Annotated in this window: 17 protein-coding genes; 8 read left to right on the forward strand and 9 right to left on the reverse strand. The window is 66.6% G+C overall.

The window, feature by feature from the left end:
* Position 1 precedes the first annotated feature (1 nt).
* On the forward strand, positions 2-730 hold the full coding sequence (locus tag EQZ23_RS05685) for an extensin family protein (protein ID WP_128453390.1): 729 nt from the start codon (positions 2-4) through the stop codon (positions 728-730).
* Positions 731-778: 48 nt separating this feature from the next.
* Here EQZ23_RS05685 and EQZ23_RS05690 read toward each other — a convergent pair whose 3' ends face one another.
* The 4 genes from EQZ23_RS05690 to EQZ23_RS05705 all read right to left on the reverse strand — a co-directional run bounded on the left by EQZ23_RS05690 (position 779) and on the right by EQZ23_RS05705 (position 3,610).
* On the reverse strand, positions 779-1,333 hold the full coding sequence (locus EQZ23_RS05690; RefSeq protein ID WP_128453391.1) for a hypothetical protein: 555 nt from the start codon (positions 1,331-1,333) through the stop codon (positions 779-781).
* A gap of 236 nt (positions 1,334-1,569) precedes the next feature.
* Entirely contained in the window at positions 1,570-1,869 is a 300-nt protein-coding gene (locus EQZ23_RS05695) for a hypothetical protein (RefSeq protein ID WP_128453392.1), read from the reverse strand.
* Positions 1,870-1,992: 123 nt separating this feature from the next.
* Positions 1,993-2,772 (reverse strand): transglutaminase family protein, encoded by a 780-nt coding sequence (locus EQZ23_RS05700; protein WP_128453393.1) that lies wholly within the window; start codon positions 2,770-2,772, stop codon positions 1,993-1,995.
* An 88-nt stretch (positions 2,773-2,860) separates the two neighbouring features.
* A complete protein-coding gene (locus tag EQZ23_RS05705) occupies positions 2,861-3,610 on the reverse strand; it encodes a Bax inhibitor-1/YccA family protein (RefSeq protein WP_128453394.1) in 750 nt (249 codons plus the stop codon).
* A 122-nt stretch (positions 3,611-3,732) separates the two neighbouring features.
* On the opposite strand from EQZ23_RS05705, the gene thpR reads away from it, so the two are divergent.
* Both thpR and EQZ23_RS05715 read left to right on the forward strand, forming a co-directional pair.
* Positions 3,733-4,326 carry an RNA 2',3'-cyclic phosphodiesterase gene (gene thpR, locus EQZ23_RS05710; protein ID WP_128453395.1) on the forward strand — a complete coding sequence of 198 codons (594 nt, stop codon included), beginning with the start codon at positions 3,733-3,735 and terminating at the stop codon, positions 4,324-4,326.
* A 44-nt stretch (positions 4,327-4,370) separates the two neighbouring features.
* A complete protein-coding gene (locus tag EQZ23_RS05715; protein WP_128453396.1) occupies positions 4,371-4,907 on the forward strand; it encodes a superoxide dismutase family protein in 537 nt (178 codons plus the stop codon).
* Positions 4,908-5,175: 268 nt separating this feature from the next.
* On the opposite strand, the gene EQZ23_RS05720 is transcribed toward EQZ23_RS05715, so the two are convergent.
* The 3 genes from EQZ23_RS05720 to EQZ23_RS05730 all read right to left on the reverse strand — a co-directional run bounded on the left by EQZ23_RS05720 (position 5,176) and on the right by EQZ23_RS05730 (position 8,900).
* The gene (locus EQZ23_RS05720; RefSeq protein ID WP_128453397.1) at positions 5,176-6,744 is read right to left on the reverse strand and encodes an MFS transporter; all 1,569 of its coding nucleotides are present in this window, start codon (positions 6,742-6,744) and stop codon (positions 5,176-5,178) included.
* Positions 6,745-6,876: 132 nt separating this feature from the next.
* A complete protein-coding gene (locus EQZ23_RS05725) occupies positions 6,877-7,692 on the reverse strand; it encodes a hypothetical protein (RefSeq protein WP_128453398.1) in 816 nt (271 codons plus the stop codon).
* The gene (locus EQZ23_RS05730; RefSeq protein WP_128453399.1) at positions 7,689-8,900 is read right to left on the reverse strand and encodes a TIGR04063 family PEP-CTERM/XrtA system glycosyltransferase; all 1,212 of its coding nucleotides are present in this window, start codon (positions 8,898-8,900) and stop codon (positions 7,689-7,691) included. Before EQZ23_RS05730 ends, EQZ23_RS05725 begins: the two co-directional genes overlap by 4 nt.
* A gap of 95 nt (positions 8,901-8,995) precedes the next feature.
* Here EQZ23_RS05730 and EQZ23_RS19745 point away from each other — a divergent pair, with 95 nt between their 5' ends.
* A complete protein-coding gene (locus EQZ23_RS19745; protein WP_164913386.1) occupies positions 8,996-9,163 on the forward strand; it encodes a hypothetical protein in 168 nt (55 codons plus the stop codon).
* Positions 9,156-10,496, forward strand: a complete 1,341-nt coding sequence (locus EQZ23_RS05735) for a putative O-glycosylation ligase, exosortase A system-associated (RefSeq protein WP_128453400.1) — start codon at positions 9,156-9,158, stop codon at positions 10,494-10,496. Before EQZ23_RS19745 ends, EQZ23_RS05735 begins: the two co-directional genes overlap by 8 nt.
* An 18-nt stretch (positions 10,497-10,514) precedes the next feature.
* On the opposite strand, the gene EQZ23_RS05740 is transcribed toward EQZ23_RS05735, so the two are convergent.
* Positions 10,515-11,078 (reverse strand): type 1 glutamine amidotransferase domain-containing protein, encoded by a 564-nt coding sequence (locus tag EQZ23_RS05740; protein ID WP_128453401.1) that lies wholly within the window; start codon positions 11,076-11,078, stop codon positions 10,515-10,517.
* Between the two features lie 179 nt (positions 11,079-11,257).
* Here EQZ23_RS05740 and EQZ23_RS05745 point away from each other — a divergent pair, with 179 nt between their 5' ends.
* Together EQZ23_RS05745 and EQZ23_RS05750 are read left to right on the forward strand one after the other, a co-directional pair.
* Positions 11,258-12,214: a DNA topoisomerase IB gene (locus tag EQZ23_RS05745; RefSeq protein ID WP_128453630.1), complete on the forward strand. Its 957-nt coding sequence runs from the start codon at positions 11,258-11,260 to the stop codon at positions 12,212-12,214.
* 11 nt (positions 12,215-12,225) lie between these two features.
* Entirely contained in the window at positions 12,226-13,401 is a 1,176-nt protein-coding gene (locus EQZ23_RS05750; protein ID WP_128453402.1) for a mechanosensitive ion channel domain-containing protein, read from the forward strand.
* Between the two features lie 279 nt (positions 13,402-13,680).
* On the opposite strand, the gene putA is transcribed toward EQZ23_RS05750, so the two are convergent.
* Positions 13,681-16,764, reverse strand: a complete 3,084-nt coding sequence (putA, locus tag EQZ23_RS05755; RefSeq protein WP_128453403.1) for a bifunctional proline dehydrogenase/L-glutamate gamma-semialdehyde dehydrogenase PutA — start codon at positions 16,762-16,764, stop codon at positions 13,681-13,683.
* A 97-nt stretch (positions 16,765-16,861) separates the two neighbouring features.
* Here putA and EQZ23_RS05760 point away from each other — a divergent pair, with 97 nt between their 5' ends.
* Complete coding sequence (locus EQZ23_RS05760; RefSeq protein WP_128453404.1) at positions 16,862-17,320, forward strand: MaoC family dehydratase; 459 nt, start codon at positions 16,862-16,864, stop codon at positions 17,318-17,320.
* Positions 17,321-17,330: the final 10 nt, after the last annotated feature.

The following is a 17,330-nucleotide window of genomic DNA, read 5'->3' on the forward strand; positions in this document are numbered from 1 at the left end:
CATGCGGGCGGTGCGGCTGACCCTCGGCTGGCTGGTAGGGCTGGCGATCGTCGCGACGATCGCGCTGATGCTGTGGTCGATGGCGCGCGGACGCCCGCAGGACCTGCCCTGGGCACCGCTCGATCTGGGCCAGCCGGTCGGGATGTTCACCGGGCGCAAGCTGACCGCGCTTACCGCGGATTTCCCGCAGTGCCGCGCGCTGCTCGATCGTGCGGGGGTGCGCTACACGGTCCTGCCGCCGCGCAAGGGCGAGGGCCAGTGCGGCTATTCCGACGGCATCCGGATGACCGACGGCGCGCGTAAGATCGCCTTCGTGCCTGCGGGGCTCGGCATTGCCTGCCCGGTCGCCGCGGCGCTGTCGATGTGGGAATGGGACGTGGTCCAGCCCGCAGCCGAACGCCATTTCGGCGCGCGGGTGGCAAGCATCGATCATTTCGGCAGCTATAGTTGCCGGCGGATCTACGGACGCGATGCTGGCAACTGGAGCGAGCATTCCACCGCCGATGCGGTCGACATCGCCGGCTTCCGCCTGACCGACGGCACCCGCATTACCGTCGCGCGCGATTGGAAGGGCGACGATGCGAAGTCGGCCTTCCTGCGCGAGGTGCGCGACGGTGCCTGCACGGTTTTCGCAACGACGCTGTCCCCCGACTACAACGCCGCGCATGCCGATCACCTGCATCTGGATCAGGCCGATCGCGGCTCGATGGGCTGGCGAGCCTGCCGATGAGCTATTGGATCCTCCCCCGCCAGGGGAGGATCGTTGTTTATCCCAACCTCAACTCGCCAGCGTCGTCCCCGAATCCACTTTCTCCACCCAATACGGGAAGAATGCCGGCTGTCGGTTCGACCAGCCCGACGCGGTCGCCGCCGCCTCGCTGATCGACTGGAGCAATTTCCGCCGCAGTTCCGGATGCAGGTGCGGCAGCGCCGCCGCCGCGCAGAACGCCGCCGGCAACCACGGCCGAACCTCCGCCCCGATCAACCGCTCGTACAGAAACCGCAGCGCCGAGAAACTCGTCAGTCGCCCCTGCCCCAGATCGAACGCGACCAGCGTCATCAACGGCGCCAGGAACGGCTCGATCGCATCGAGGCCGCTATCGTCGGGTACCATCACGCGCAGATCGGGAAGCGAATTGTACAGCCGCGCCTGCGCCCGGATGCTGGCCGCCTCGACCACGTCGCGCGACCAGCGCAGCATCGCATCCTCGCGGTCGAGCCCCACGTCGAGCGAGCGGCGGATGTAGCGCTGCGTCGAACTCGGGAAGCTCGCAAATTCCTTCATCTCGGCCAGCGTCATCGAGCCCTGTGCCGGTTTCATTCTGGAAGCCATGTCGTCACCCCGCTCTCGTCAAGGAACCGGCGGACTATGCACCCGGATGGTTAACAACGACCCTATCGCGCGTCATCTTTCGGTAACACCAAGCGACCATGAAAGCTGTTGCGCTGCAACAAGGCTGCGACGAACCGAACGAAACTAAGCGATTTGATCGTCTTGCGAGGCGTTTGGGCAACAAAAAAGCGCCGGTCGTTGCCGACCGGCGCCCGTTCGCTAAGCAGGAAGGCGTGTTAAGCCTGCTTTTCGCGCAGCGCCCGCTCGGCATCCTCGTCATAGCCCGACGACTTGGCCGGTTCACGATTGGAGCCTGGCTGCGTGGCGGAAAGCGGATCGCTGCCGTCCATCGACTCGTCGAGCCCGTTGTCGAGACGTGCGTCCACGCTGTCCGGATTCTTCTGCAGACGCTTGCCGATCGACTTGTCCTGCCCGGCCTCCTGGCGCGGATCGCGACCTGAGCTCTTTTCCTCGGCATCCGTGTCGTCGGGCGCTACCGAAAGGCTGTCCAGCGCGCTTTTGTCTATGTCGGTCATTACGACGTCCCTCTTTAATCTTGGCGATGACCAACGGTCCAAGCGAGCTTTGTTTCCCCGCGAAAGCGGGGACCCGGACTGGGCTCCCGCCTTCGCGGGAGAACAAGGGTGCGGCCAAAGGCCTCAATCGATCGGCGTGACCTTCACCGTCTGCTCCCACAGATGCGCCTGCCCAAACACCGTCATGAACGCGATGTCCGTCGCGTCGCGCCCGACACACACCCGCGCTATGTCGCTGCACGTCGCCATCTTCGTCGCGTCGATCAGCCGCCAGTCGCCTGCCAGCCAGAGTTCGGCGACCGCATGGAAGTCGGGCGGATCGACGCCGGGCGCATAGGCCGACACGCACCGCGCCGGGATCCCGCCCGCGCGCGCCAGCGACACCAGCAGATGCGAATAGTCGCGGCATACCCCCGACCTGGAAGCAAACGTATCGAGCGCGGTCGTCTCGCCGCTGCTCGACCCACAGCGATAATCGAGCGACTGGTATACCCATTCGGTGAGCGCCGCCGCGAGCGGGCCACCTTCCAGTCCGTCGAATTCGCGCGCGACAAAGCCTTCGAAACGGTCGGAGGGGCAATAGCGGCTCGGCATCAGATAGGGCGTCAGCTCGCCGTCGAGCATCCGCGGCGGTGTCGCTGGGTACAGCTCGAGCTGGACGCGCTCGCGCGATACCGCGACGATCGTCTTATACTCGGCGGTGAAGCGGCCGTGACCGCGCGACCAGCAGCGCTGGCCGATCCCGTCCTCGCCGCGAACAGCCCGGATCGGGCTGTCGGACCAGATCGTCAGCGATTCGGACTCGATCGTCTGGTCGGCCATCGCCGCCGCCTCGATCTGGAGGAGCACATCGGCGTCCCCCGTGATCCCGTAATCCAGACGCACGTCTATCGAGAGCCGCATCGCGCGTCCCATTCCTGTCCTGAAACCAAAAGAAAAGGGCCCGGCGGTGTCCCGCCGAGCCCTGCGTTCGTCACACCCTTAGCGGGAGTTAGTTACGGCTGCTACCAAACAGACGCAGCACGAACATGAACATGTTGATAAAGTCGAGATACAGGCTGAGCGCCGACATGATCACGACCTTGCCGACCATGTCGGTGCCGGCAACCTGCGCGTACAGGCTCTTGGTACGCTGCGTGTCGTAGGCGGTGAGGCCCGCGAACAGCAGCACGCCGACGCCGCTGATGACCAGCTGCATCACGCCCGACTGCAGGAACATGTTGATCAGGCTCGCGACCAGCAGGCCGACGACACCGATGATCAGGAACGTCCCGAACGCCGAGAGGTCACGCTTGGTGGTGTAGCCATACAGGCTCAGCCCTGCGAAGCCGGCGGCGGTGGCGAAGAACGCACCCGCGATCGACGTGCCGCTATAGACCAGGAAGATGGTCGACATCGACAGGCCCATCAGGACCGCGAAGCCCCAGAAAAGCATCTGCATCGTGCCGGTCGACATCTTGTTCTGGCCGAAGCTCATGCCGAACACGATCGCGAGTGGCGAGAACATGATGACATACTTCAGAATGCCACCGCTCATGAACACCTGTGCGGCGGGCGAGGATGCGCCACCCCATGCGAACAGCATCGCGACGATGCCGGTCAGCAGGACTGCCGAACCCATGTAATTATAGACGGACAGCATGTACGACCGGAGACCAGCGTCATAGGCCTCGGTACGCTGGCCCGTGGCCGTCGTTCCGAACGACGCGGCGCGGGGCCGGGGGTCAGACCAATTAGCCATTGTGAAATCAGCTCCTTTGTCCGGCATAATGCCGGTTACGGTGAATATCGTCTTTTATAGGACGCTTTTCAAGCAGAGTGGTTGCATCGGCGCCTGCGTTCGCGGTTAACCTGCTACCATCCATGATCCGCCTTTTCGTCGCCCTTCGCCCACCGCCGGCTATCCGGCAGAGCTTGCGCGATATAATGGAGGGCGTCCCCGCCGCTCGCTGGCAGGACGACGAGCAGTTGCATATCACGCTGCGCTTCATCGGCGCCGTCGAGCGACCGGTCGCCGAGGATGTCGCGATCGCGCTGAGCCAGATCGTCGCACCGGCGCCAAGCGTATCGCTGTCGGGCGCAGGCAGGTTCGAGAAGCGCGGACGAACCGACACGCTCTGGGTCGGCGTGACTCCGCACGACGCACTCGCCGCGCTCCACCGCAAGGTCGACCAGGCGTGCGTCCGGGCTGGACTCGATCCCGAACGCCGCGCGTATCTGCCGCACATAACGGTCGCACGACTGGCGCGATCGGCCGGCGTCGGCTTTGCGGTCGACGAATGGCTGGCGACGCACGCGGGTCTCGCCAGCGCGTCCTTCCCGCTACCCCATCTCGTGCTGTACGAAAGCCATCTCGGGCGCGACGGCGCGACGTACGAACCGGTCGCACGCTGGGCGCTCGATATGCCGGGCGACCTACCGGGCGATATGCTGGGCGACCTAACGGACGGAACCTGAGCGGCGGCGGAGGGTTCGCAGAGAGATCAACAGGGAGAGACGACATGCGGATTGTGACACTGGCACTGCTCGGCGCGGCGACGATGGGCCTCAGCGCCTGCGACAAGACCGGGATGGACACGGGCACGCCGATGGCGGGCGGCCAGCGCGCCACCGCGATGCTCCAGACCGCGACCGGCACCGACGTCGGCCGCGCGACCGCCACCGAAGTCGCGGGCGGTATCCGCTTCACGCTCGACGCCAAGGCGATGCCCCCCGGCACGCACGGCGCGCACATCCACATGGTCGGCCGCTGCGACGCGCCGGACTTCACGACGGCGGGCGGTCACTGGAACCCGACCGGCATGAAGCACGGCACCATGAACCCACAGGGCCCGCATGAAGGCGACCTGCCGAACCTGATCATCGGCACCGATGGTCGTGGCACGGTCGGGATCACCATCCCCGGCGCGACGATGGCGGGCTTGATGGACGCGGACGGCTCTGCGTTCGTGGTGCACGCGGGTCCGGACGACATGATGACCGATCCGTCCGGCAACAGCGGCGGACGGATCGCCTGCGGCGTGTTCCAGGCGGGGTAAAGGCGCGGCCCCTCCCGCGTTGCGGGAGGGGCATCTTTTCGTCGCTTGATCGCGACATCGCTACACACCGTCCCCCACCCCCGTTCGTGCTGAGTAGAGACCGAGTAGCTTCGCAGAAGCGTAACGAGGGCTCGTATCGAAGCACAGGTTCCGAGCGCCAGCCCCACCCCCCTTTGCCGTGAGCGAAGTCGAAGGGTACGCCCCGCACACCGATGCTTCGACTTCGCTCGGCACGAACGGGGAGCGGGGAGTAACGCCACCCTTCGAGCTAAACCGCCTCCCCCGCCGCCCTTGCCCTGGCCTCCCGCGTAGCCTCGGCGCGCGGCGCCAGCCGGTACGCGGCGACCGCACACGCCAGCGTGATCGGCGTCACCACCAGCAGCGACAGCATGCCCGTCGACAGGCTCCCGGTCAGCGTCGACACCCGCCCGGCCATATAGGGCCCAAGCGCCAGTCCGATTAGGGTCGTCCCGATGAAGAACGTGGCGGTCGCGGTGCCTCGCATCCGCGGCAACACCATGTCCTGCGTCGTCGCCGCAGCCGCGCCCAGCGCGCAGGATGCGGTCAATTGCGCGAGGAAGATCCCCGTATAGAACGCGGTCGATGACGACGCGGTGAAGGCGAGGATCAGGAACGGCACCGGCACCACCGCGCCGAAGATCACCACCCACAGCCGCCCCGCCGGATTACCCCGCCGCAACCGATCCGACACCACCCCGCCGATCGTCAGCCCCAGGAATCCCGCGGTCGCGCCGAGGCTGCCGATCATGAACCCCGCCGACGCCGGCGTCGCGCCCAGTTCGCGCAACGCATAGGGCGCCGCCCAGAAACTCGCCGCATAGCTCAGGAACGCGTTCAGCCCATACGCCACCACCGTGCACAGGAACGCCGGCGTCCCGACGATCAGCGCAAAGGTCGGTGGATCGCGCCGCTTCAGCGCGGACGCCCACGAGAACACCGCATACACCCCGATCCCGATCGCGACCCATTGCGGCCAGGGCTCGCCGATCGCGATCAGCCCCGACACCGCCGCAACCACGACCGCCAACGCGAGGAGGTTATACGTCAGCGCCTTCGCGCCGCCCATCGCCGCGCCGATCAGCGTGAGCGGCGGCACGATCGTCACCAGTTCGGCACCGAATGCACGGAACGGTGCGGGATGCTTCTCGGGCTCCGGAAAGCCCTCGACCAGCCCGCGGATCGGCTCCTTCAGCGTCGCGATCCACAGCGCGAGCAGCAGCCCCGGCAGGCCGACCGCCATGAACGCCGCCTGCCAACCGACCAGCCCGAGCGGACCGCCGCCGGGATAGGCACGGTTCCAGCCCTGCACGATCAGCCCGCCGATGAACAACGAACAGCCGCCGCCGACATATAATCCGGCGGAATAGATCGACAACGCGGTCGCGCGCAGCCGCTTGGGGAAATAGTCGGAGATGATCGAATAAGCGGATGGGCTGGCGGTCGCCTCGCCGATGCCGACGCCGATCCGCGCCGCGGCAAGATGCCCGCCGGTCCGCGAGAAGCCAGAAAGCGCGGTCATCACCGACCACAAGGACAAGCCGATCGTCATCAACCGGACCCGGTGCCAATTGTCCGCCAGCCGCCCGAGCGGGATCCCGAACAACGAATAGAACACGCCGAACGCGGTGCCGTACAGGAAGCCGAGATCCTGGTCCTTCAGCCCCAGGTCGCGCTTGATGTCCTCCGCCAGGATCGAGATGATCTGCCGGTCGACGAAGTTCAGGACGTAGACGAGAAACAGGACCGACAGCACGTACCAGGCATAGCGCGACGCGCCCCGCTCCGGCTCGCCGACGATGGTTTGCGCACTCGCCATGATCCCTCCTCGATTTTTTCGAGCTATGGGTATCAGAGGGAAGAAGAGAGAAACAGCGCTTTCGGCAGTGTCGGGTACGCCAGCCCATGCTGCGATCCTCCCCCGCCAGGGGGAGGATCGGACCGTCACCTCTTAATGCGTACCGATGCGCCCCCGGCGCAGCGCGCCCTGTTCGAGCCGCCGCAACAGCGCCTCGATCGTCGGCGGCGTGCTCGGCTCGGTCGCTGCCAGTGCGGAGCGGGCGATCGGCGTCGGCGCGTTGATCTCGGGCGCCCCATCCTCCGCCACCCCGTCGTCCGCCACCTCAACCGGGCGCGCGACCGGTTCCACCAGCGGGGCCGTCACGAACGTGTCGGGCTCCGCCGTCGACGAGGCCTCGACCACCGGCGCCACCATCGCCTGCGTAACCATCGCCTGCACCAGGGGAGCAACCGGGCGCACCGGCTCCATCGGCACCGGCAGGATCGCGTTCGGATCGAACGAGGCCAGCGGCTGGTCGAGATCGGACGGGATCGTCCGCTCGTCGCGCCCGAGACCGATACCCGCCCCGACACCCACTTCCATCATCGGCGTACCCAGATCCGCGGCCGACATCGGCTTGCGCGGCGGTGCGTCGGGGTGCGCGTCGGCGCGGCGGATCACCGGCACGCCGTCCTCGCGCGGGATCGTCTTGGCAAACACCCCGCCCGGCCCGAACAGCAGGAACAGCGACGACCACAGCAATGCCGCGACCAGCGCGCCACTCCCCAGCGCCAACAGCGCGCGCGCGGTCGTCCCGAGCGGCGGGGCGGCGGCCGGCACCAGTGCCGCCACGCCGGTCGTCCACACCGCGGACTCCAGCGTATCGGTCGACATCACGAGGACGCCGATCGCCGCGATCAGGCCGCCGACCGCCGCGCCGTAAACCGGCAGCGCGCGGATCAAGTTGTGGCGGGTCAGCGCAATCATCGAGTTTCCCGTGCAGCAGCCGTGATCAGCCGCCGATACAGAGGATCGTAGCGGCGAATGTTTGACGACCAGTTACGCTCTTCGCGGACAAATGCACGCCCCCGCGCACGGCGTTCGTCCCAGCCCGAGCGATCCGCGAACATCGCCGCCAGCGCCGTCGCGATCGCCGGCGGATCGTCCGGCGGAAACAGCGTGCCCGTCTCGCCGTCGCGGATCAGTTCGCGGTGCCCGCCGACATCCGACGCCGCGACCAGCCGACCCTGCGCCATCGCCTCGAGCGGCTTCAGCGGCGTGACGAGATCGGTCAGCCGCATCCGCTTGCGCGGATAGGCGAGGATATCGACCAGCCCGTAATAGCGCTCGACCTCCTGGTGCGGCACGCGTCCGACGAAGCGGATCGCGTCCGCCACCGGCGACGCCTCCGCCTGCGCGCGCAACGCCGCCTCCCTCGGTCCGCCGCCGACCATCAACAGCCGTGCCTTCGGCCTGAGCGCCACCAGCGCCGGCATCGCCGCGATCAGGTCGTCGAGCCCTTCGTAATCGTAGAAGCTGCCGATGAACCCGACGACATCCGCGCCATCGAGCCCCAGTTCCGCCCCCAGTGCATCGTCGCGCGGCGGCGCCGTGCCGAACAGGTCGAGGTCCACGCCATTGGGCGACACCGTGATCTTGTCCGCCGCGATTCCCCGCGCGATCAGGTCGCCGCGCAAGCCTTCGCAGATCACCGCCACCCCGCCTGCCCGTCGCACCGCCCAGGTCTCCAGCGCCCGCGTCGCCCGATAACGCAGCGACGTCGCCGTCCCCGTCCCGTTGCCGACGGCCGCATCCTCCCAGAATGCGCGAATCTCGTACACCAGCGGCAGCTTGCGCTTGCGCGCGACGATCAGCGCGGCGAGCGCGTCGATCACCGGCGAATGCGCGTGGAGGATATCGGGCTTGAAGGCATCGACCGCCGCCTCGATCCGCTTGGCGAACGCGGAGATTCCCACGACCTCACCAACCGGACCGGACGTCACCCCCGCCGCGGTACGATGAAAGGTCAGCCCGTCGACCGACTCCACCGAAGCAGGCGCGACGCCATGACGCGGGCCGGTGACCGCGGCGACGGTCCAGCCCAGCCCCTCCTGCGCCTTGAGGATCGCACGGGTGCGGAACGTGTAGCCGCTTTGCAGTGGCAGGCCGTGATCGAGGATATGAAGAATACGCATCGTGGACGCGGTCTGCCACAGATCGCTTAACGGCGCGTCAACCGACTATGGCTACGCACGACACTCGCAAGCCCTCGGGGGAAGGAGGCCGGACCATGATCGACAATCTCGCGCTCGGCCTCAGCCACGGGCTGATGATGCTCGCCGCGTTCCTGCTGCTCAAGCGACCGGACCTCGACCGCGAGCCGAGCCCGCACGACGTAGCCGACAAGACGCCCGGCACGACTAGTGCCTTCACCGAGAAACCCCGCCGCGATGCGTGATCTCGCGTTCATCGCCTTCCTGCTCGCGTTCTTCGCGATGGGCTTCAAGCGGCCGTTCCTGCTGGTGCTCGTCTACGTGTACATCGACATCGTCTCGCCGCAGCGGCTGACCTACCTCCTGCTCAACAGCGTGCCGATCTCGCTGATCGCGGTCGCGCTGGCGGTCGGCGGGTGGATCCTCGCCGACGACAAGCGCGACACCCGCGTCGGCGGGCGACAGGTGCTGATCGTGGTGCTCATGCTCTATTGCTGGGTGACGACGATCGGCGCGGATTTCCCGGTCGAGGCCAAGGAGAAATGGGACTGGGTCTGGAAGACGCTGATCTTTGCCGCCTTCCTGCCGCTGACCCTGCGCACGCGGTTGCGGATCGAATCGCTGCTGCTGTTCATGATCCTCTCCGCCTCGTCGATCATCATCGTCGGCGGGATCAAGACGATCGCCAGCGGCGGAGGCGGCTACGGCCAGCTGAACCTGATGGTCGACAATAATTCGGGCCTTTACGAGGGCAGCACGATCAGCGCCGTCGCGATCGCGATCATCCCGCTGATCTTCTGGTTCATGTCCCATGGCACGATCTTCAAGCCCGACTGGCGCGTGAAGGGCTTCTGTCTTGCGCTCGTGTTCGCATGCCTGCTGATCCCGGTCGGCACGTCGACGCGCACCGGGCTCGTGTGCATCGGCCTGCTGGCGGTGCTGTCGGTGCGCGCGGTGAAGCGCAAGGCGCTGTACCTCGCGGCGGTGGCGGCGCTCGGGTTGGCGGCGATCCCGTTCCTGCCCTCGGCCTTCACCGACCGGATGAACACGATCAAGACCTATGACGCGGACGAATCCGCCTCGACGCGGCTGGCGGTGTGGAAATGGACCATCGAATACGCAAAGTCCCACCCGTTCGGCGGCGGCTTCGAGGCGTATCGCGGCAACCGCATCCGCTACGACCTGAAGAGCACCGGCGGCGCGTCGGCCCCCGGCCCGCGGGTCGAGACCGACAAGGCGCGGGCCTTCCACAGCGCCTATTTCGAGATGCTGGGCGAACAGGGCTATCTCGGGCTGGCGCTATGGCTGGCGATCAATTTCATCGGCGTGTTCAGGATGGAGATCCTGCGCCGCCGGTACGCAGACCCGGCCAGCGAGTTCGCCTGGGCGGGGCCACTCGCGGCCGCGCTGCAGAGCGGGCAGATCATCTACCTGTTCGGCGCGGCGTTCGTCGGCATCGCCTTCCAGCCGTTCGTCTACATGCTCATCGGCGCGCAGATCGGCCTGGACACCTATCTCACGCGCAAGCGCAGCGAACAGACGTTCCGCCCGATGCGCCGGGCACCCCCCTCCCGCTAGCGAGAGGGGAGCAGGACATCAGTCGACCGGTTCGTCGGCCAGTTCTTCTTCGAGCGCCGCGATGATCGCCTTGTTGAACGCGGGGATGTCGTCCGGCTTGCGGCTGGTGATCAGGTTGCCATCGACCACGACCTCCTCGTCCACCACGTCCGCCCCGGCATTCTCCAGGTCCGTCCGGATCGACGGGAAGCTCGTCAGACGACGCCCGTCGATCACGTCTGCCTCGGCGAGCAGCCACGGTGCATGGCAGATCGCGGCGACGATCTTGCCGTCCTCCATGAACTCGGTGATGATCTCGATCGCGCGTTCCTGGACGCGCATCGTATCCGGGTTGGCGACCCCGCCCGGCAGCACCAGCGCGTCGTAATCGTCGGTATCGACCTCGTCGAGCGTCAGGTCGGGCGTCGCGGTCTCGGCCTTGTTGATATCGCCTTTCATGCCCTGGATCGGGTCCATCTTGATCGAGGCGAGCTGCACTTTCGCGCCCGCCGCCTCCAGCGCCTTCCTCGGTTCGAACAGCTCGACGGTCTCGAAACCATCGGCGGCGAGGATCAATACGCGTGCCTGTGAAAGGTCGGCCATGTCGTGTCTCCAATGAAATCCCGTGCCTCCTCAACACCGCCGTCCGAAGGTCGTTCCGGAACGATGCGCCTTGCCGAACATTTCCAAGGACAGTTCGCAGGACGCCCCGAGGGACCACCGCATTGCCCATCAAGATCGTGTATTCCGATGATTCCAAGCCCGGCATCACCCGCAAGAAGATGCGGAACGGCTGGGGCTATTGGGACGCCAAGGGCGAACGCATCACCGACCGCGACGAGATCGACCGGCTGAACGCGATCGGCCTGCCGCCCGCATACGGCGACGCGTGGTTCTGTCCCAAGCCGAACGGCCATATCCAGGCGGTCGGCTGGGACGACAAGGGTCGTAAGCAATATCGCTATCACGTCGGTTTCCGCGAGGCTCAGGACGCCGCGAAATACGAGCGCTGCGCCGATTTCGGCCACGCCCTCCCCAAGATCCGCAAGGCGGTCGAAGCCGATCTCCGCAAACGCTCGCTCTCCCGCGAACGCGCGGTCGCCGCCGTCATCCGCCTGCTCGACGGCGGCCATATCCGCATCGGCAACGAAGCCTATGCCGAGGCGAACGAGAGCTTCGGTGCGACCACGCTGCGCAAGCGCCACGGCGAGGTGAAGGGCGCGACGCTGAAGCTCCAGTACAAGGGCAAGTCCGGCAAGATGCGGACGCTCAAGATCACCGATCGCTCGCTCAGCAGCTTCGTCAAGAAATGCCAGGATCTCGACGAACAGCATCTGTTCGCGTGGGTCGACGATGCGGGCGTCGCGCATCCGGTCACCTCGACCGACGTGAACTGCTACATCCGCGACGTTACCGGCACCGATTTCACCGCCAAGAACTTCCGCACCTGGGCGGCCAGCGTCGCCGCGTTCGAGGCGCTCGCCTCGGCCGAACGCGACCTCAGCCTGAAGGCGATGCTCGAGCCCGTCGTCCTGCGGCTCGGCAACACGCACGCGATCGCGCGGAAGAGCTATGTTCACCCCTCGCTCATCGCGCTTGTGAAACAGGGGCAGTCGACCTTCCGCAAGGCGCTCCGCCTTCCGCGCGCCAAGCGCTTTCTCAGCCGGGAGGAATGCGGCCTGATCGCGTTCCTCGAAGCCGGCACGCCCGCGACAGCAACCCTGGCAAAAGCGGCCTGACGAGTATTTCCATGTCCAATTCCACTGCCGCAAAACAACCGATCTTCGACGCCGGCGATGTCGGCGCGCAGGCGCAAGGCTTCGTCAACGCCAGCGTCGTCTGGGTCCAGGCCTATTGGCTCCAGATCCTGATCGCGGCCGCAGCCGGCGCGGCGATCGTCGTCGTACTGCACACCGCACGCCGGTTCGGTCGCAAACTGTGCAACCGGCCTCAGGCGCTCGGCGGCTGGGGGATCGTCGTCGGCAAGGCGATCGGGCGGACTAGCAATTTCTTCATCGTCATGCTCGCCGCCAAGCTGGTCGCGGGCTATGCGGCGACGCCGGGCGAGGTCGCGACCACGATCAGCTTCCTGTTCACGGTCGCCGCTGTGTTCCAGGCGGCGGTGTGGGTGCGCGAGATCATCCTCGGCGCCATCGAGCACCGCACCCAGTCCGAGCATTACTCGGGCGAGGCCCTGCTCTCCGCAATGGGCCTGATCCGCCTGCTCGTCACGTTCCTGGTCTTCGCGGTCGCGCTGGTCGTCGTGCTCGACAATCTCGGGGTGAACGTCACCGGCCTCGTCGCGGGCCTCGGCGTCGGCGGCATCGCGATCGGCCTCGCCGCACAAGGCATCTTCGCCGACCTGTTCGCGGCGCTCGCGATCATCTTCGACCGCCCGTTCCGGCGCGGGGACTCGATCAGTTACGATACCGCCTCGGGCAGCGTCGAGGCGATCGGGCTGAAATCGACGCGCATCCGCGGCATCGACGGCGAAGAGCGCGTGATCTCGAACAAGAACCTGCTCGACAAGGAAATCCTCAACAACACGCAGCGCAACCACCGCCGCGCGAAGTTCGTCATCGGCGTGACCTATTTCACCCCGGCGGACGTCTGCGCGCGGCTCCCGGCGCTGCTGAAGGAGGTGGTCGAGGCGAACGACAAGATCTTCATCCGCGCGGGGTTCACGGGGTTCGGCGCGTCGAGCCTCGATTTCGAGGTGCAGTTCGACAGCGATGGCCCCGATTACGCCAGCTTCTACAATGGCCGCTCCGCGGTCGGCATCGCCATCCTGAAGCGCCTGAACGACGAGAAGATCGAGATCGCCTTCCCGACCCAGGTCAACATGATGGCAGCGCCCGATGGGTCGGTTGTAATGCCGTATCCCGACATCAAGGCGTCTTCCGATCCAGCAGCGACACCCGCCTGACCGTTCCCCTGCGAAAGCAGGGGCTCAGGATCAGAAACACGGTCCCTTGGAACCCTGTTCTCCCGCTTGTGCGGGGGAACAGCGCGTGATCCTCTCGTCCCCCTACCCCCGACCACCCCGGCGAAGGCCGGGGACCAATTGGCATGGTCGCAGTAACGAAGCGCAACGGTCGTCAGCACCGTTTCCCAATTGGACCCCGGCCTCCGCCGGGGTGGTGCTCTATGATGCCGGGGATGTGCATTATGAAACGAACGGAGACCGAGTTCGGTTGAGCGGCAACTAAATCCCGCCCTCGTCCAACGACAGCAACGTCGCATTCCCCCCGGCGCTCGTCGTATCCACCGACACCGCCCGCTCGGCGCAGAACCGGTACAGATAGCGCGGACCACCGGCCTTTGGTCCGGTCCCCGACAGCCCCTCGCCCCCGAATGGCTGCGATCCCACGACCGCACCGATCATCGACCGGTTGATGTACAGGTTGCCCACCGCAGCCTCGGCTTCCATCACCTCGGCCGCCCGCGCGATACGGCTGTGCAACCCCATCGTCAGGCCATAGCCCTTGGCGTTGACCCGAGCGATCGTCTCGCTCAGCTTGCCCGCCTCCCACGTCGCGACATGCAGGATCGGCCCGAACCATTCCTGGTTCAGGTCCTCGATCGCCCCGATCCGCACCAGCGTCGGCGGCACGAACAGCCCGTCCTCCGGCACGTCGAGCGCCTTCACCCACTGCCCGCGCACGCTCTCGCGGTACGCCATCAGCTTGTCGTATGCGGCCTGGTCGATCACCGGCCCCACGTCGGTCGCGGGATCCCCCGACCGCCCGATCCGCAACGTGTCCATCGCACCCGACAGCATCTCGATCACGCCGTCGGCGATGTCGTCCTGCACCAGCAGCAGCCGGAGCGCCGAACAGCGTTGCCCCGCCGAGCGGAACGACGAGGCGATCACATCCGCCACCACCTGCTCGGGCAAGGCGGTGGAATCGACGATCATCGCGTTGATCCCTCCGGTCTCCGCGATCAGCGGCACGATCGGGCGGCTGTCGTCGTCGAGCAGCGCCCGCGCGATCTTGCGCGCGGTCGCGGTCGACCCGGTGAACGCGACCCCCTGGATCCGCACGTCCGCGGTCAGCGCGGCGCCGACTTCGGTCCCGCCCGTGACGAGGATCAGCACGTCGGCCGGCACGCCCGCCTCATGCGCCAAAGCGACCGCCAGCGCGGCGATCCGCGGCGTCTGGGGCGCGGGCTTGGCGACCACGCTGTTGCCCGTCACGAGCGCCGCCACCGTCTGCCCAAGGAAGATCGCCAGCGGGAAGTTCCACGGCGCGATCGTCGCCCAGACACCGCGACCCTCGATGTGCAGCATGTTGCGCTCGCCGGTCGGCCCCGGCAGCTCGATCGCCTGGAGGTTCGTCCGGGCCTGCTGCGCGTAATAGCGACAGAAATCAGCCGCCTCGCGCACTTCGCCGATCGCGTCCGCAATCGTCTTGAACGCCTCCTGCACGCAGATCGCCATCAATTCGTCGCGGTGCTTCTCGAGCAGGTCGGCAAGCCGTTCGAGACACGCGGCCCGATCGTCGACCGGCGTCCGCGACCATGCCGGAAACGCCGCATGCGCGCGCGTGATGGCAGCCGTAACGTGATCCCCGCCCGAGCTCTCTACCCCCCCCCGGCGAAGGCCGGGGTCCAATTGGGAAGGCTGTTGTGACGACGCGCCGTCCTCCGCCAATCCACCGCCCCCAATTGGGCCCCGGCCTTCGCCGGGGTGGAGGTCGGGCGACAACGGCGCATTCACTGCCGCAACCGTCGCCTCCAACGTCCCCACATCGCTCAAATCCAACCCGGCAGAATTCCGGTGCCCCCCAGCCCCGAACAGATCCACCGGCAACGGGATGCTCGGATGCCGCTTGCCCCCGACGGCGGCGATCTTCGCGACCGGGTCGGCCAAAATCTCCGCCTCGGTCAGCCGCTCGTCGGCCAACTGGTGCACGAAGCTCGAATTCGCCCCGTTCTCCAACAGCCGTCGCACCAGATATGCGAGCAGGTCGCGGTGCCCGCCAACCGGCGCGTACACGCGGCAATGATAGCCATTCTCCTGCACCAGCCGTTCGTACAGCCCGTCGCCCATGCCGTATAGCCGCTGGAACTCGAAGTCGCGGCTGTTGCCGGCCCATTCCATGATCGTCGCGACCGTCAGCGCGTTGTGGCTGGCAAACGCCGGCCGGATATTCTCCGCCGCCAGCATGTCCTTCGCCACCGCCAGATACGACACATCGGTCGCCGCCTTGCGCGTGAACAGCGGATAGTCCGCCAGGCCCTCGACCTGGGTCCGCTTGATCTCGCTATCCCAATACGCGCCCTTCACCAGCCGGACGTTCATGACCCGGTCCAGCCCGTTCGCCCATGCGATCACCGGCCGCGCGCGCTTGCCATAGGCCTGCACCGCCATGCCGAACCCGTCCCAGCCCTTCAGCGACGGCAGCGCGGCGACGGTGCCGATGATGTCCAGGCTCATTTCCAGCCGCTCGGATTCCTCCGCATCGACGGTCAGCGCGATCCCCTTCGACGCCGCCTGCACCGCCAGCGCCTCCAGCATCTCGGTCAGCGCCGGCACGCACTCGCTCCACCGCGCCACTTCATAGCGCGGGTGGAGCGCCGACAGCTTGACCGAGATCGAATGCCCCGCCGCCGGATCGCGCCCGACCGCATCGACCGCACCGACATAGGACTGGAAATAGCGCTGCGCGTCGGCATGCGTCCGCGCCGCTTCGCCGAGCATGTCGAAGCTCGCGGTGAAGCCCTTGTTCTCGGGCCGGCGCATCCGCTTCATCGCCTCGTCGATGGTCCGACCCATCACGAAGATCTCGCCCATCATCTTCATCGCCGCGCCGACCGCCTGTCGCACGAACGGCTCGCCCGCGCGGCTGATCAGGCGGCGCAGCGGTCCGGTCGATCCCTCGCCGACCAGCACGCGGCCGACCACCAGCCCCCAGGTCGCCGAGTTCACCAGCTTCGAGTTCGACTTGCCCGCATGCGCGCGCCAGTTCGCATCGCCGAGCTTGTCTGCGATCAGCAGATCCGCCGTCTCGGGATCGGGCACGCGCAGGAACGCCTCGGCCAACGACAGCAGCGCGATGCCTTCCGAGGAATTCAGTCGATATTCCTGGAGGAACTGGTTCACCCACCCCTTGCTCTGTGCCGCACGGAGGTCCGCCAGCAGACCCAGCGCATGCCCCATCACCCGCTCGCGCGAATCCGAATCGAGCGCGGCGCGGTCCAGCAACGGTTTTAGAACATCGGGTTCGCTCGCGCGGTACAGCTTGGCCATGATATCACGGGCATTGGACGTTACGGCAGTCGACATTTTCCAGCTTCCGGTTGGGTGAGGCTTGCGATCTGCTCGCCTGTACGCCTAGAGACATCCGAGCGCTTAGCGCCAAACAGGCTTTGAGGGGAATGCCGTGGCGACGATCACCACCGCCGAGATGCAAAAGCGGGTCGGCATCGAGACGGTGTCGGACTGGGTCGAGGTCACGCAAGCCATGATCGACACGTTCGCCGACGCGACCGGCGATCACCAGTTCATTCACATCGATCCGGTCCGCGCGGCACAGACCCCGTTCGGCGGCACGATCGCGCACGGCTTCCTGACCCTGTCGCTGATGCCGCTGCTGTCGTCGAAAATTCCCGACGCGCCGACGATCGAGGGCGCCAAGATGGGCGTCAATTATGGCGGCAACTCGGTGCGGTTCCTGACCCCCGTCCGCTCCGGTTCGAAGGTACGCGGGCGGTTCAAGCTGCTCTCGTTCGACGAAAAACGCCCGGGCCAGTGGCAGCAGACCAACGCCTTCTCGGTCGAGATCGAAGGCCAGGAAAAGCCCGCCCTGATCGCCGAATGGATCAGCCAGGTCTTCGTTTGAAACCGCAACC

The organism is Sphingomonas sp. UV9 (assembly GCF_004101245.1).
GTDB lineage: Bacteria > Pseudomonadota > Alphaproteobacteria > Sphingomonadales > Sphingomonadaceae > Sphingomonas.

Bases quoted from the DNA above. Each gene is read 5' to 3' on its own strand.
- EQZ23_RS05745 (WP_128453630.1), top strand. From the start codon at position 11,258: ATGCGGAACGGCTGGGGCTATTGGGACGCCAAGGGCGAACGCATCACC.
- EQZ23_RS05705 (WP_128453394.1), bottom strand. From the start codon at position 3,610: ATGGCTAATTGGTCTGACCCCCGGCCCCGCGCCGCGTCGTTCGGAACG.
- EQZ23_RS05725 (WP_128453398.1), bottom strand. From the start codon at position 7,692: ATGATTGCGCTGACCCGCCACAACTTGATCCGCGCGCTGCCGGTTTAC.
- EQZ23_RS05685 (WP_128453390.1), top strand. From the start codon at position 2: ATGCGGGCGGTGCGGCTGACCCTCGGCTGGCTGGTAGGGCTGGCGATC.
- EQZ23_RS05750 (WP_128453402.1), top strand. From the start codon at position 12,226: ATGTCCAATTCCACTGCCGCAAAACAACCGATCTTCGACGCCGGCGAT.
- EQZ23_RS05700 (WP_128453393.1), bottom strand. From the start codon at position 2,772: ATGCGGCTCTCGATAGACGTGCGTCTGGATTACGGGATCACGGGGGAC.
- EQZ23_RS05730 (WP_128453399.1), bottom strand. From the start codon at position 8,900: ATGCGTATTCTTCATATCCTCGATCACGGCCTGCCACTGCAAAGCGGC.
- EQZ23_RS05695 (WP_128453392.1), bottom strand. From the start codon at position 1,869: ATGACCGACATAGACAAAAGCGCGCTGGACAGCCTTTCGGTAGCGCCC.
- EQZ23_RS05720 (WP_128453397.1), bottom strand. From the start codon at position 6,744: ATGGCGAGTGCGCAAACCATCGTCGGCGAGCCGGAGCGGGGCGCGTCG.
- EQZ23_RS05740 (WP_128453401.1), bottom strand. From the start codon at position 11,078: ATGGCCGACCTTTCACAGGCACGCGTATTGATCCTCGCCGCCGATGGT.
- EQZ23_RS05690 (WP_128453391.1), bottom strand. From the start codon at position 1,333: ATGGCTTCCAGAATGAAACCGGCACAGGGCTCGATGACGCTGGCCGAG.
- thpR (WP_128453395.1), top strand. From the start codon at position 3,733: ATGATCCGCCTTTTCGTCGCCCTTCGCCCACCGCCGGCTATCCGGCAG.
- EQZ23_RS05735 (WP_128453400.1), top strand. From the start codon at position 9,156: ATGCGTGATCTCGCGTTCATCGCCTTCCTGCTCGCGTTCTTCGCGATG.
- EQZ23_RS19745 (WP_164913386.1), top strand. From the start codon at position 8,996: ATGATCGACAATCTCGCGCTCGGCCTCAGCCACGGGCTGATGATGCTC.
- putA (WP_128453403.1), bottom strand. From the start codon at position 16,764: ATGTCGACTGCCGTAACGTCCAATGCCCGTGATATCATGGCCAAGCTG.
- EQZ23_RS05715 (WP_128453396.1), top strand. From the start codon at position 4,371: ATGCGGATTGTGACACTGGCACTGCTCGGCGCGGCGACGATGGGCCTC.